This window comes from Streptomyces sp. NPDC014882 (genome assembly GCF_043081325.1).
Lineage (GTDB): Bacteria > Actinomycetota > Actinomycetes > Streptomycetales > Streptomycetaceae > Streptomyces.
The window spans coordinates 155,654-168,583 of sequence record NZ_JBIBWL010000004.1; the positions used below are offsets into that span (position 1 = coordinate 155,654).

Below are 12,930 nucleotides of genomic sequence, written 5' to 3' on the forward strand. Positions count from 1 at the left end.
GCCGGACCCGCTCCGGTTCCGCCCGGCGGGATCAGTAGTTCTTCCACTCGTCGAGCACGTACTCCAGCACTGTCGGCTCCATCAGCGTGCTCGGCCGCACGTCCTCGCGGCGGCGGTCGACGGGGAACACCGCGGCCGCCTTCAGGACCGCGTCGTCCAGGTAGCGCAGGCGGGGGGCGTCCGGGGCCAGTCGCAGCGGCGGGGGAGCGGCGGCGCCGCGGGCGGCCAGCACGAACCCCCAGTTGCCGAAGCTCGGTACGTCGACCTGGAACTCGGTCGTCGCGTACCCGGCCGCCTCCACGGTCGCCGCGATCGACCAGAACGTCTTCGGCGCGAAGAACGGCGACCCGCTCTGCACCATGACCTGGCTCCGCGGCGTGAGGACCTGGCCGAGCAGGGTGTAGAACTCCACCGAGTACAGCTTGGCCAGCGCCGCCGTGTCCGGGTCCGGGAAGTCGATGACGACCGCGTCGTACCGCTGCCGCGCGCCGCGCAGCCAGTTGAAGGCGTCGTCGTTGACCACCTCGACCCGGGGATCGGCGAACGAGGCGCCGTTCAGCTCGCGCAGCGGCGCGAAGTCGCGGGCCAGCTTCGTCATCGCCGGGTCCAGCTCGACGAGCGTCACGTGCCGCACGTCGTCGTAGCGCAGCACCTCGCGCAGGGCGAGCCCGTCGCCGCCGCCCAGGATCAGTACGTCGCCGCGCCCCCGCGACAGCGCGGGGTGCACGAGCGACTCGTGGTAGCGGTACTCGTCGACGGAGCTGAACTGGAGGTCCCCGTTGAGGAAGAGGCGCATGTCCGCACCGCCGGTGAAGGCGGTCGAGCGGGTGACGACGATCTCCTGGTACGGCGTCGTCTCGGCGTGCACGATCGGGTCCTGGTACATCTGCTGACGCGCGGTGACCTCCAGGTCGTCCGCCAGCACGTACGCCGTGCCGAGCACCGTCAGGACCGCCGTCACGCCGCAGAGCAGGCCGACCTGGACGAAGCGCCGGGTCTGCCGGCGGAAGATGAACAGCACCACGACGACGCCGGCCACCGCGTTGACCGCGCCGACCACCAGCGCGCCCCGCAGCTGTCCGAACGTCGGCAGGAGCAGCAGCGGGAAGCACAGCCCGCCCACCAGCGCCCCGATGTAGTCGACGGCGAACATGTCGGCGACGGCGCTGCCCGCCTCCTGCCGCCGGATCCGCTGCAGCAGCGTCATCAGCAGCGGGATCTCGGCCCCGATGAGGAGGCCGACCACCAGCGTGATCACGATCATCGCCGGGGTGTACAGCTGGAGCCAGGCGAACGCCGCGTACAGCACCAGCACGGACAGCCCGCCGACCAGCGCCAGTACCCCCTCGACGACGGCGAACGCGCCGACCGCGCGGCGGCGCAGCGGTTTGGCGGCGAGCGAGCCGAGACCCATCGCGAAGACCATCACGGAGATGACCACGGAGGTCTGGAGCACGGAGTTGCCGATGAGGTAGCTGCCCAGCGCGGTGAGCGCCAGCTCGTAGACCAGGCCGCAGGCGGCGCAGAGGAAGACGGCGAGCAGCAGGAGGAAGCGCGCCCCCCGGGTGTGCCGGACGGCCGGGGGGCGGGTGGGGGCCGCGGCGCCGCGGTCCCGGAGTGCGGTGGTGCTCACGGGTGCGGTGCCTAGGACAGTGCCGCGCCGACCATGAACGCGGTGCCGAGGTACATCCCGGCCTGGACCCAGGCGGCCGGGTGCGGACGGCCGTCACTGCTGTCGTCGAGTGCGACCGCGCCCATCTGGCCCGGCGCGAGGTGGCCGATCACGATGCCGACCAGCGTCATCACCAGCACCCCGGCGAGGCCGTACAGCAGCGTGCTCAACAGGCCCTGGCCGAGGCCCTCCTCGGACTCGCTGGCCCGGATGGCCTCCATGATGACCAGACCCACGGCGATCGACTGGCTGCCCAGCAGTACCGCCGCGCCGCGGTTGCGGTCCCTCCAGACCACGTGGAACAGCTTGCCGGGTGTGACGAGGTCGAGGGCGATGAAGCCGACGGCCATCACCGCGAGGCCCACGACTCCGTAGAGCAGGGCCTGGCCCGTCGACTCGAGGATCTCGGTCACTGTGTTGCCTTTCTTGAGGGCGTCGTCGGGGTCTGGTGGTGCGTCACGCGCGGAGCCGGTCCACCGGTGTCACTTGCCCTCGCCGGGGCCGCCGCCGCGGAAGCTGGCGCTGTCCGGGTTCGGCCAGTAGGTGAGGTACGTGCTGTGCCGGTGGTAGCCGTTGCGGTAGTCCTCGATCTCGATCCGGCTGCCGCTCCGGTACGGCGACACGGTGACCATGTCGTCGCCGTAGCGCAGGAACTCCAGGCTCCCGCCGGACGCGCGGTCGAGGGCCGCGCGGTGCCCGTGGATGGCGTCGGCCACCCGCGTCGGGGACTTGTCCGGAACGACCCAGTCCGCGCCGCTCTCGGTGTACGTGTCGCGTATCCAGCCGCGCGGCACCCCGTTGCCGCCGTCGGAGGAGCAGGCGGCCAGCAGGGCGACGGCCAGCACGGCGGCCCCCGCCGCGCGGACGAGTCGGGCGCTCTTCATCGGGCCTCCAGCCGCGTGTGCGTCGATACGATCTGGCCGTGCTGCGGGTACGTGTGCCAGGTGCGCCAGACCAGCCCGCCGCCGGGCGCCCCGGCGGCCGCCTCGACGACGACGGCCGTCAGCGCCTCCGGCGACCCGGGGAAGATCCCGCACAGGCTGTCGGGGCCGGCGGCGACCTGCCGGCGGATCCCCGCCACCAGCTCGCTGAAGTCCGCGGGGGCCAGCCGTCGGGTGTCGGCCGTGAAGTCGTAGGTCCAGCCCGGCAGTTGACGGGTGTACGCCCCCGGCAGGCCCTTCACGGACCCCAACAGGCAGGCCACGGTCTCCCGTACGGGGCCGGCGAAGACCTGGTGCGAGGCGCCGAGGAGCCGCAGACGGACGTCGAGCCCACCCACGGTCGTCTCGTGCTCGGCGAGGGCCGGCCGCTCGTCCAGGTCCAGCGAGAAGCAGAGCTGCTCCGCGTCCGTGTCCAGGTAGGGAGCGTCCAAGGCTATGGCGTGCAGGTGGATTCCTCCGGTCAGATCTTGCTATGAGCGGCGCCGAGTATGGCACATGGGGAGCAAGGGCTTTGACGCGCGGGGGAGGAACGATCGGTTCCCCGTCGTGCCGCCGCCCGCCGGTGCGGCCTCGGGGCCCCACCCGGTCCGCTCGCCGCGAGGGCCGGTCGCCCTACCGGGAAGCGGAGTTCGAGCAGGTGACCGCATGGCCCCGCAGGCGGCCGGCGCCGGTGCTCACCGGGGGGCCGGCCGGCCGCGGACCCAGCCGAGCAGCAGCACCGAGCACACCGCCGCGAAGGCGCACCAGGTGGAGACGAACTCCAGCCGCCACAGCGTCCAGCAGAACAGCGCGCCCACGGCGACGAAGGTCCCCAGCACCAGCAGCCGCCGGTCGCCGGACAGCAGCAGGGAACCCACCGTGGCCAGCAGATAGCCGGCGATCAGGACGACGGGATGGGACAGGTCGGTCGCATAGCCGATCGTGCGCCCCCGGATCTCGGCCGTGACGGGGCCGGTGGCCAGCCCGTACGCGAGGCCGGCGGCGGTCGCGGCGCCGACCGCGAGAACGGGTCCGAGCCGGCGCCGGGCGCGCGGCGGGGCGGCGCACCACACTCCCGCGGGCACCCACACCGCCAGCAACGGCAGCGCGATGACGGTCCACACGACGGTGGCGGGCCCGTCGCCACCGCCCGCGTCCCAGACCATCGCCTCGACGATCTGATGGACTCCGAGCAGGAGGGGCAGCGCGGCGAGCGGCAGGTCCCGCACCCGGCGCACCCGCGCCACACAGGCCACGCCGACGGCGGTGACCCCGGCGCCCGCCACCAGATCGGCCGTCGCACTCCAACACATGACGCCACCATCGAGTCGACCGTCGCGATCCCCGGTACGTCCGGGGTGTGCGGGCCACGCTACGTCGCGCCCCGGCGAGGGCGGAGCGGACCGCGCCGGACCGGTCCGGCGCGCCTCGGCGCGGTCCGGACCGGGCCAGGGCGCCCTGGCCGACCCCGGGGGTGCCCTGCCGGCCGGGGTACGTCGCCTCGCGGGCCGCGGCCCGCCGACATGCCGCCCGTGACGTGCCGCCCGCGACGTGCCGTCCCGCAACACGCCAACGTACGGCCGATACCACCGGATCGCCGACCCGTCGAGCATATTGTCCGGAATATGAAGAAATGCCATCTCGTGTACCTCACGTGCACCGCCGCGGTCGTGGGGGCGGGCCTCGGCGCCGCCCCGGCGTCCGCCGGCCACATGATCCATGTGGTCCACGCGGGACAGTCGATCCAGAAGGCGGTGGACGCCGCCGCGCCCGGTGACACGGTGCTGATCGCCCCGGGCACCTACCGGGAGAGCGTCACGGTGACCACTCCCGGACTGACCCTGCGCGGCGTGGGCCGGGGCGTGGTGATCCAGCCGGCGGCCGCCAAGTCCGCCGCCAAGTCCGCCGCCGGGACCACCGGCAGGTCCGCCGCCGCGGCCACCGCCGGCTGCGCCGCGGCCGGCAACGGCATCTGCGTGGTCGGGACGAAGGACCGCAAGCTCGAGGACGTCACCCTCGCCTCCCTGACCGTCACCGGCTTCACCCGCAGCGGCGTCTACGCCACCGACACCGACGGACTGACCGTGCGCAAGGTGACCGCGGTGAGGAACGGGGTGTGGGGCATCGCCCAGGAGGCGTCGGTGCGCGGTGTGTTCCGGGGCAACACCGCCCGGGACAACGGCGACGCGGGCCTCTTCCTCGCCAACACGATCACCGCCGAGCAGGGCGCCACCGACACCGGCGGCACCCTCGTCGAGCGCAACCGGCTGGAGGGCAACCGGATCGGCGTGACCGTCCGCCGGCTGCGCCACCTCACCGTCGCGGAGAACCACGTCACCGGCAACTGCGCGGGCGTGTTCGTCGTCGGCGACGAGAACAAGCCCAAGGCCGGGGCGGTGACCGTCGCCGCCAACCGCATCGTGCGCAACAACAAGTCCTGCCCGAAGACCGCGCGGCTGGACGCCCTGCAGGGCTCCGGCGTCGTCATGACCGGCACCGAGGACACCCTGGTGACCCGGAACGTCATCCGGGACAACGCCGGGAAGTCCCCGCTGTCCGGCGGCATCGTCCTGTTCAAGAGCTTCGTCGGCACCACCAGCGAGCGGAACCGGATCAGCGACAACGAGCTGAGCGGAAACCTCCCGGCCGACCTCGTCGACCAGGAGACCGCGAAGGCCAACACCTTCGAGGCCAACTCCTGCCAGGTCTCCAGGCCCGCGGGCCTGTGCTGACCGCAAGCCCGTGACCACCCGTGAAAACCCGTGAGAACCCGTGAGAACCCGTGAACACGACGAAGAGGAAAGGCGGCACATGACGACCGCAGAAACTGCCCCGGCGCCGTCCATGCGGCTGCGGGAGCTGGCGTTCGGGGCGGCCTGTGCCGCCGCCCTGCGCGCGACGGCCCGCCTGGGCGTCGCCGACGCCCTCGGCGACAGCCCCATGACCGTGGAGGACCTCGCGGCCGCGGTGAAGGCCGAACCCAAGCCCCTGCGAAGGCTGTTGCGGGCCGTCTCCTGCTACGGCGTCTTCGCCGAGCAGGGCGACGGGACCTTCGCGCACACCGAGATGTCCCGCCTGCTGCGCGAGGACGATCCGCACAGCCTGCGCTACATCACCCTGTGGTGCACCGAGCCGTGGACCTGGGACTCCTGGCCGAAGCTCGACGAGGCCGTGCGCACCGGCCACAACGTCGTCGAGGACCTGTACGGCAAGGAGTTCTTCACCTACCTCAACGAGGACGCCCCCGAGTCCGCCCTCGTCTTCAACCGCGCCATGACGACCTCCAGCGCGCAGTCCGCACGGGACGTCGCGCAGCTCCTCGACCTGTCGGGGAGCGCCTCGGTCGCCGACATCGGAGGCGGCCAGGGGCACGTGGTGGCGAGCCTGCTGGAGAAGTACCCGGCGCTGCACGGGACGCTGCTCGACCTGCCCCGCGTGGTGGAGAACGCCGACCCGCGGCTGCGTCCCGGCGGCGCGCTCGCCGACCGGATGCGCGTCGTCCCCGGCGACTGCCGCGAGGCGATCCCCGTCCAGGCCGATGTGTACATCATCAAGAACATCCTGGAATGGGACGACGACAGCACCGCCCGGACCCTGCGCAACGTCATGGCGGCGGGCGGGCCCGGCGCACGGGTCGTCGTCATCGAGAACCTCGTCGACGACTCGCCCTCGATGCGCTTCAGCACCGCCATGGACCTGCTGCTGCTCCTCAACGTGGGCGGCGCCAAGCACACCACCGAGAGCATGGTGAGCCGGCTGACCGGGGCGGGCCTGGTCGTCGACGACATCCGGCCGGTCAACCCCTACCTCCACGCGTTCGACTGCACCGTGCCCGCGTGACACCCCCGGACCGACGGCGGCCGGCCCCGCGAGGTACGCGGGGCCGGCCGCCGTCGGTCATCGGCTCCTCACGCCGTGGAGTCGCGCTCCCAGCGGTAGAAGCAGTGCGCCATCGCGTCCTTCGGCGAACGCCAGGTCGCGGGGTCGTAGGCGCTGACGTACGCGCTCAGCCGCTCACTGATGGCCCGGAACTCCGGGTGCCCGGCCAGCTCGGAGATGGCGGGCGTCGGGTCCTGCTCGGCCTCGACGAGATGCATGTACACGTCGTCGAACTGGAAGAGGCTGCGCCGCGAGACGCCGATGAGGTGGGGCAGTTCCCCGCGGTCCGACTCCGCGAACAGCTTGGCGATGTCCGGGGCGGACCCCGGGGCCATCCGGGCGACGATCAGGGTCTGGTGCGTCATCCTGTCCTCCGTCCGGCTCAGTCGGCCAGGCTCGGCACGGGCCGGTGCTCCGTGGCCGCCTGCTCGATGCGGTCCCGGATCAGCTCCATCTGGACCTTGGAGTTCCGGTTGATGTTGTCCGTCATCCAGTCGTCGTCGACGGGCGCCTCGGGCTTCATCTCGAAGTCCTGGGTCCACACCATCCGGGTGCCCTGCGGCACCTCCTCGTACCGCCACCGGATGTTCATGTAGGCGAACGGGCCGGTCTCGACGCGGCGGGCCCGCACGGTGAGCGTGCCGCGGTCCGCCTCCCGCTCGGAGACCCAGCTCCACACCTTGCCGTTCTCGTCGGGGTGCATGGTGAGCCGGAAGGTGGTCTTCCCGTCCTCCTGCTTCAGGATCTCGGCCGAGGCGTACTCGCTGAACAGCCGCGGCCAGTTCGCCACGTCGTTGGTCATGTCCCAGACCAGGTCCAGCGGGGCGGCGATGACGATCTCGTTCTCCGTGTGTCCGGACATGTCACGCCCCCGCCAGCAGAGCGCTGTTGACCTGGTCGAGGAACTGCCGGGGCGTCTTGCTGCGCTCCGCGTCCTGGGGCATCGGCGTGCCGTAGCGGTTCTCCAGCTCGCCCACGATGCCGAGCAGTCCGAGCGAGTCGATGCCGAGGACGTCGAAGCCGACGTCGTACTGCCGCTGGAGGTCGTCCGGGGCGACGGTGACGCCCGCGGACTTCTTCATCAGTTCGGCCAGTTCCTCGACCGTGATGCGGTCACTCATGCGGTTCCTCTCCTTCTGCTGTGTTCCTGCTGCTCCGTGCTTGCTGGACGCGCCCCGTCACGAGGCGCCGGTGGCGCCGTGCCGCAGCACCAGCGCCGAGTTCGACCCCATCAGGCCCCGGCTGAGGACCAGCGCCGTGCGCAGCTCGGCGGGGCGGGCCCGGCCGGTCACCAGGTCGAGGTCGTGACAGACGTCGAAGACGTGCGGGGTGGGCGGGATCAGGCCGTGCTCCATGGCGAGCACCGCCGCCGCGGTGTCCAGCACCGGCGCCGCGCAGTAGCCGCGGCCGGTCCCGGTCTTCGGCGCGGTGACCGGCACCCGCCTGCCGTGCGCACCGAGGGCGTCGGCGATGGCCAGCGCCTCGGCACGGTCCGCCGCCGGCACGCCGAGCGCGTCGGCGAAGACCACGTCGATCTCCTCCGGCGCGCACCCGGCGTCCGCCAGGGCCGCGCGGACGGCTTCCGCGAGGCCCTCCCGGGACCGCTCCCACCGGGCGGCGCCGGTGAACGTCGCCGCGTGCCCCGCGAGGACGGCCCGCACCCGCGCCCCGCGTTCCCGGGCCGCGGACTCCTCCTCGACGACGAACATGGCGCCGCCCTCGGCCGGCACGAACCCGCGGGCCTCCCGCGTGAACGGACGGTAGGCCCGCTCGGGGTCGTCGCCGGTGCTCAGCTCCTCGTAACCGAGCTGGCACACCACCGAGTACGGGGCGAGCGGTGCCTCGGTGGCACCGGCCACGATCACCCCGGTGCCGCGCCGCACCGCCCGTGCCGCGTGCGCCAGGGCGTCCAGTCCGCCGGCCTCGTCGGAGGCGACGACCGAGCACGGCCCCTTGAAGCCGCGTCGGATGGAGACCTGGCCGGTGCTGGCGGCGTAGAACCAGGCGATCGACTGGTACGGCCCGACGAAGCGGCTGCCCTTGCCCCACAGCTGCTGGAGCTCGCGCTGGCCGAACTCACCGCCGCCGGAACCGGCCGCGGTGACCACGCCCACCGAGTACGGCGCGGCACCGGTGTCGGCCTGGCCGAGGCGGGCGTCCTCCAGGGCGAGGTCGGTCGCGGCGAGCGCGAAGTGCGTGAACCGGTCCGTCTGGACGAGGTAGCGCTCCTCGACCGCCGCCGTCGGCTCGAAGTCCCGCACCTCGCCCGCCACGCGCAGCGGGAGGTGTTCACAGCCCTCGCGGGTGACCCGGCCGAGGGCGCTGATGCCCTCCTGGGTGGACTTCCAGAAGGACTCGGTGCTGGCTCCGTTGGGTGCGACGACACCGATACCGGTGACGGCGGCACGCCGCGGACGGGATGCGGTCATCGTTCCCTCTCCCTCGGCCGGTTGAGGACCACCGCCGACTGGAAACCGCCGAACCCGCTGCCCACGGAGAGCACGCTGTTCAGCTTCCGCTCGCGCGCGTCACGCGGCACGTAGTCCAGATCGCACTCGGGGTCCGGGGTCTCGTAGTTCGCGGTGGGCGGCACCACCTGGTGGGCCAGGGCCAGCACGCAGGCCACGACCTCGATCGCGCCGATCGCGCCCAGGGAGTGCCCCACCATCGACTTGATGGAGCTCATGGGCGTGCCGTAGGCGTGTGCGCCCAGGGTCCGCTTCACGGCGGCGGTCTCGTGCCGGTCGTTCTGCTTGGTGCCCGAGCCGTGCGCGTTGACGTAGTCGACCCCCGTGGGGTCGACCCGGGCGTGGTCGAGGGCCTCCTCGATGGCCCGCGCCATCTCCAGGCCCTCGGTGGTCAGGCCGGTCATGTGGTACGCGTTGCCGAAGGTCGCGTAACCGCCCAGCTCGCAGTAGACGTGCGCACCGCGGGCCCTGGCGTGCTCCAGCTCCTCCAGGACGAGCACCGCACCGCCCTCGCCCATGACGAAGCCGTCACGGTGGGCGTCGAAGGGACGTGAGGCGTGCGCCGGGTCGTCGTTGTTGGGCGACGTGGCCTTGATGGCGTCGAAGCAGGCCATGGTGATCGGGGAGATCGGCGAGTCCGAGGCACCGGCGATGCAGATGTCGGCCCGGCCCTCCTCGATCGTGTGGAAGGCGTACCCGACCGCGTCGAGCCCGGAGGTGCAGCCCGTCGACACCGTCTGCACCGGCCCGCGCGCCTCGAACCGCTCCGCCACCGTGGAGGCCAGCGTGCTGGGCGAGAAGGCGCGGTGCAGGTGCGGCCGGGCCCGGTCGTGGTCCACGTCCCAGCGCTGCCCGCCGTGGCTGACCAGCACGTAGTCGTGTTCCAGGCGGGTGGTGCCGCCGACCGCGGTGCCCAGCGAGACACCCACCCGCCAGGGGTTCTCCCGGCCCAGGTCGAGACCGGAGTCCCGCACCGCCTCCTCCCCGGCGACCAGGGCGAACTGGATGTACCGGTCGCACCGGGCGACCTGCTCCGCGTCCAGCCCGTGCGCCGCCGGGTCGAAGTCGCACTCGGCCGCGATGCGCGACCGCAGGCCCGCCGGGTCGAAGAAGGTGATGCCCCGCGTCGCGGTGCGTCCGTGGGACAGCAGGTCCCAGAACGCCGGCACTCCTATGCCGCCCGGAGCGACGACGCCTATGCCGGTGACCGCCACCCGCCGGTTCATGAACCGGCCTGCCGGCGTCCGGCCGTGCGGACCGCACCGCCGTGGGCACCCTCCGCCGCCGCCACGGCGACGGGCTCGGTCTCCTCCGTGTCGACGTGACCGAGCGGCGGGCTCGGCGCCAGCGGGCCCAGGTGGAAGACCAGGCGCGCCTCGACCTTGCCCACATTGCGGAAGCGGTGCCGCATGTGCATCGGGATCATCAGCCCCTGCTCGGGCTGGAGCGGGTGCGGTTCGCCGTCGAGGTCGACCTCCAGCTGCCCGCACACCACGTACACGAACTCCTCCGAGTACGGGTGGTAGTGCTCGCCGATGCGGTCACCCGGCTGGACGATGGCCACGCCCATGAAACCGCTGGTGGCGCCCGACGTGGTGGGTGTGAGCATGGCGCGCAGGTCACCGCCGCGCCGGGTGTTGGGCTCGACCTCGCTGAGGTCCACGATTCTGGGACGGGATGTGATCACGACGTTGCTCCGTTTCGTGTGCTGTGTCGGCGTGGCGAACGGCGCCGCGCCTGCCGGACGGCTCAGGCGTCGGGCGAGCGGCGATCGGTGACGAGCTCCATGCGGGCGAGGCTGAGGAGACGGTCGGCGGCCCCGTCCCGCAGCGCGGAGGCGTCCACGCCGAGCGCGTCGGCGTCCAGCAGGCCCGTCAGCTCCGCCGTCCGGTCCCGGTCCGCCAGACCGAGCACCCGGCCGGCGTCGGCGTCCTTGCCGCGTACGTCGACCAGGCGCACCACGACGTCGTCGCGCTGGAAGATTGTGCTGCGCAGCACCGGGCTGTCCGGGGCGTCCGCCGCCCTCTCGTCCTGCTGGGCGAGGAGTTCGGCCAGCCGCAGACCGCCGCCCTCGCGCGCCGGGTAGTACAGCGCGTGCCGTACGGTGTCCTGCCGCTCCTCGCCCGCCGACACGTGGTGGACGGCCGGCAGCGCCGCACGGGTGAAGAAGACCCGGGCCGACTCGGGGTCGTCGAGGTCCCGGTCCTGCTCCAGGTAGGGGTTGATGGCCTCCTCGACGGCCCGCACCTCGGGCTGCCGGGCGACGTGCCGCAGCGCGGCGAGCAGGTCGCCCCGCACCTCGATGGCCCGCACCACCCGGTTGCCGTGCATGAAGAGGGAGGTGCGGATCAGGCGGGTGGTGTCGTCGACCCGCGGTTCCGGCGAGGCGTAGTCGCCGAGGATCTTCGCGACGGCCCCCTCGCTGCCCGGCTTCACCGTGAAGGTGAGCGCGTGGCGGATCACGCCGTCGCCGATCCGGGGCGACGACTGGAGCCGGCGCTCGCCGGGCTCGGCCAGCGCGGCCGGTCCGCCCGTCTCGCGGACGACGTGGAACCGCAGCGACCTGGTGTCCCGCACGCAGCTGTGCAGCGGCTCCACCATCCGGACGTGCTCCTCGCTGTTGACCCAGGTCAGGAACGGCGGGGCGCTCTCCCACTCACTGGTGATGAGCCACTGGGAGGGGTTCTCGATCGACTGGCACAGCTGGTCGCTGACGTGGCCGGGGACCGCCGCGATCTGGTTGCAGAGCTGCTCGTACGCCTCCAGGAACTGCTGCTGGGCCCCGTCGTAGACGTCCACCAGCAGGACGACCCGGAGGTGGGAGCCGTCGAAGACGGACTGGGAGACGCGCTGCGACACCTGGCGCGTCAGCTGTTCGGAAGCGGGGGCGGACGTGGTGGTCATCGTGGGGATCTCCTTCGGGGAGCGAGGCGGAACCTCGGCTGCGGTCGGGCGACGTGAGCGTGTCTCGATCCTGTGGCGGCCCGGACGGACGCGCGACCGGGAGGGACTGGGCGGGTGACCGGCGCCCCTCGTCCGTGTGAGGTTCCGTCACTTGAGGTGCGCGAAGACGACGAGGTTCTCCGTGTAGTCCTTGACCGTCCGGTCGTAGTCGCCCGCGCAGGTGATGAGCCGTACCTGGGCGTCGGCGGTGTCCCCGTAGACCCGCCGGCTGGGGAAGCGGTCCTTGTCGAACTTCTCGACGCTGTCGACCACGAAGACGGGTGTGCGCCCGTCGGCCCGCCGCACCCGGAAGACGTCACCCTTGCGGAGTTCGTCCAGTTCGGCGAAGACGGCGGCGGAGGTGGCGGTGTCGACGTGCCCGGCGATGATCGAGGTGCCCGTCTCACCGGGCGAGGCGCCCTTGGCGTACCACCCGACCAGATTCGTGTCGTGCGGCGGCGGGGCCTGGAGCTGCCCGTTCGCGCCGATGGCGAGGTCGGTGAAGGGGGCGTCGACGGAGATCTTCGGGATGAGCAGCCGCACCGGACTGGACCGCGGCAGGTGCTTTCCCGCCGGCCCGGTGCCGGGCGAGGCCGGTGCGGCGGCCTGCGGGGCGGACCGCGGGTCGGACGGCGGACTGGGCGCGCCCGCCTGCGGGGTGTCGTCGCCGAGCAGGCGCACCGCCAGCAGCAGCAGGCCACCGGCGCACAGCAGGGTCAGGCCCCGGCGGGGCCGCCGGGCCGGGGCCGACCCGTCGGAGGAGGAGGCGGAGGAGGGGACGGCCATCTGAGGTGACCTCACTAGCTGGTTCACGGCAGCGGGACGGGCGGGGGTGGGGCGGGGGCGGAAAGCGAGCCGGGCCGCCACGTCCAGCTCAGGTGGCGGCCACGGCTGCTATGTCGCCCGGCACGGGTCAGGCCAGGCCGGGAGCCGACTTCTTACGGCGCGCGGCGTACAGCCCGGTCGCGGCGACGGCCAGGACGGCCAGGCCGCCCGCGGTCGCGCCGGGCGCGTCGAGCGCGCCGCCGCCGGTGTGCATGCCGCCGCG

The 12,930-nt window shown here is 72.8% G+C and carries 15 protein-coding genes; 2 read left to right on the forward strand and 13 right to left on the reverse strand.

What is annotated here, in order from left to right:
• Positions 1 to 31: 31 nt before the first annotated feature.
• The 5 genes from ACF09K_RS11965 to ACF09K_RS11985 form a co-directional block, all read right to left on the reverse strand.
• Positions 32 to 1,633: a polyamine aminopropyltransferase gene (locus tag ACF09K_RS11965; protein ID WP_392242697.1), complete on the reverse strand. Its 1,602-nt coding sequence runs from the start codon at positions 1,631 to 1,633 to the stop codon at positions 32 to 34.
• A gap of 11 nt (positions 1,634 to 1,644) precedes the next feature.
• Complete coding sequence (locus tag ACF09K_RS11970; RefSeq protein WP_392242699.1) at positions 1,645 to 2,085, reverse strand: DUF350 domain-containing protein; 441 nt, start codon at positions 2,083 to 2,085, stop codon at positions 1,645 to 1,647.
• Between the two features lie 69 nt (positions 2,086 to 2,154).
• The gene (locus ACF09K_RS11975) at positions 2,155 to 2,556 is read right to left on the reverse strand and encodes a DUF4247 domain-containing protein (RefSeq protein WP_392242700.1); all 402 of its coding nucleotides are present in this window, start codon (positions 2,554 to 2,556) and stop codon (positions 2,155 to 2,157) included.
• The gene (locus ACF09K_RS11980; protein ID WP_392242702.1) at positions 2,553 to 3,044 is read right to left on the reverse strand and encodes a DUF2617 family protein; all 492 of its coding nucleotides are present in this window, start codon (positions 3,042 to 3,044) and stop codon (positions 2,553 to 2,555) included. Before ACF09K_RS11980 ends, ACF09K_RS11975 begins: the two co-directional genes overlap by 4 nt.
• A gap of 243 nt (positions 3,045 to 3,287) precedes the next feature.
• Positions 3,288 to 3,905: a DUF6629 family protein gene (locus ACF09K_RS11985; RefSeq protein ID WP_392242703.1), complete on the reverse strand. Its 618-nt coding sequence runs from the start codon at positions 3,903 to 3,905 to the stop codon at positions 3,288 to 3,290.
• Between the two features lie 312 nt (positions 3,906 to 4,217).
• On the opposite strand from ACF09K_RS11985, the gene ACF09K_RS11990 reads away from it, so the two are divergent.
• Both ACF09K_RS11990 and ACF09K_RS11995 read left to right on the forward strand, forming a co-directional pair.
• Positions 4,218 to 5,324 (forward strand): nitrous oxide reductase family maturation protein NosD, encoded by a 1,107-nt coding sequence (locus ACF09K_RS11990; RefSeq protein WP_392242705.1) that lies wholly within the window; start codon positions 4,218 to 4,220, stop codon positions 5,322 to 5,324.
• A 79-nt stretch (positions 5,325 to 5,403) separates the two neighbouring features.
• Complete coding sequence (locus ACF09K_RS11995; protein WP_392242706.1) at positions 5,404 to 6,432, forward strand: methyltransferase; 1,029 nt, start codon at positions 5,404 to 5,406, stop codon at positions 6,430 to 6,432.
• 68 nt (positions 6,433 to 6,500) lie between these two features.
• On the opposite strand, the gene ACF09K_RS12000 is transcribed toward ACF09K_RS11995, so the two are convergent.
• From ACF09K_RS12000 to ACF09K_RS12035, 8 genes are all read right to left on the reverse strand, one after another.
• Positions 6,501 to 6,836, reverse strand: a complete 336-nt coding sequence (locus ACF09K_RS12000; RefSeq protein ID WP_363089773.1) for a TcmI family type II polyketide cyclase — start codon at positions 6,834 to 6,836, stop codon at positions 6,501 to 6,503.
• Positions 6,837 to 6,853: 17 nt separating this feature from the next.
• Entirely contained in the window at positions 6,854 to 7,333 is a 480-nt protein-coding gene (locus ACF09K_RS12005) for an SRPBCC family protein (RefSeq protein ID WP_392242708.1), read from the reverse strand.
• A 1-nt stretch (position 7,334) separates the two neighbouring features.
• On the reverse strand, positions 7,335 to 7,592 hold the full coding sequence (locus ACF09K_RS12010; RefSeq protein WP_392242710.1) for an acyl carrier protein: 258 nt from the start codon (positions 7,590 to 7,592) through the stop codon (positions 7,335 to 7,337).
• 57 nt (positions 7,593 to 7,649) lie between these two features.
• Positions 7,650 to 8,900, reverse strand: coding sequence for a ketosynthase chain-length factor (locus tag ACF09K_RS12015; protein WP_392242711.1), 1,251 nt, complete (start codon positions 8,898 to 8,900; stop codon positions 7,650 to 7,652).
• Entirely contained in the window at positions 8,897 to 10,165 is a 1,269-nt protein-coding gene (locus ACF09K_RS12020) for a beta-ketoacyl-[acyl-carrier-protein] synthase family protein (protein WP_392242713.1), read from the reverse strand. Before ACF09K_RS12020 ends, ACF09K_RS12015 begins: the two co-directional genes overlap by 4 nt.
• On the reverse strand, positions 10,162 to 10,626 hold the full coding sequence (locus ACF09K_RS12025) for a cupin domain-containing protein (RefSeq protein ID WP_392242715.1): 465 nt from the start codon (positions 10,624 to 10,626) through the stop codon (positions 10,162 to 10,164). Before ACF09K_RS12025 ends, ACF09K_RS12020 begins: the two co-directional genes overlap by 4 nt.
• 62 nt (positions 10,627 to 10,688) lie before the next feature.
• On the reverse strand, positions 10,689 to 11,843 hold the full coding sequence (locus ACF09K_RS12030) for a SchA/CurD-like domain-containing protein (RefSeq protein ID WP_392242717.1): 1,155 nt from the start codon (positions 11,841 to 11,843) through the stop codon (positions 10,689 to 10,691).
• 147 nt (positions 11,844 to 11,990) lie between these two features.
• Positions 11,991 to 12,668: a class F sortase gene (locus ACF09K_RS12035; protein ID WP_392242718.1), complete on the reverse strand. Its 678-nt coding sequence runs from the start codon at positions 12,666 to 12,668 to the stop codon at positions 11,991 to 11,993.
• Between the last annotated feature and the right edge of the window lie 262 nt (positions 12,669 to 12,930).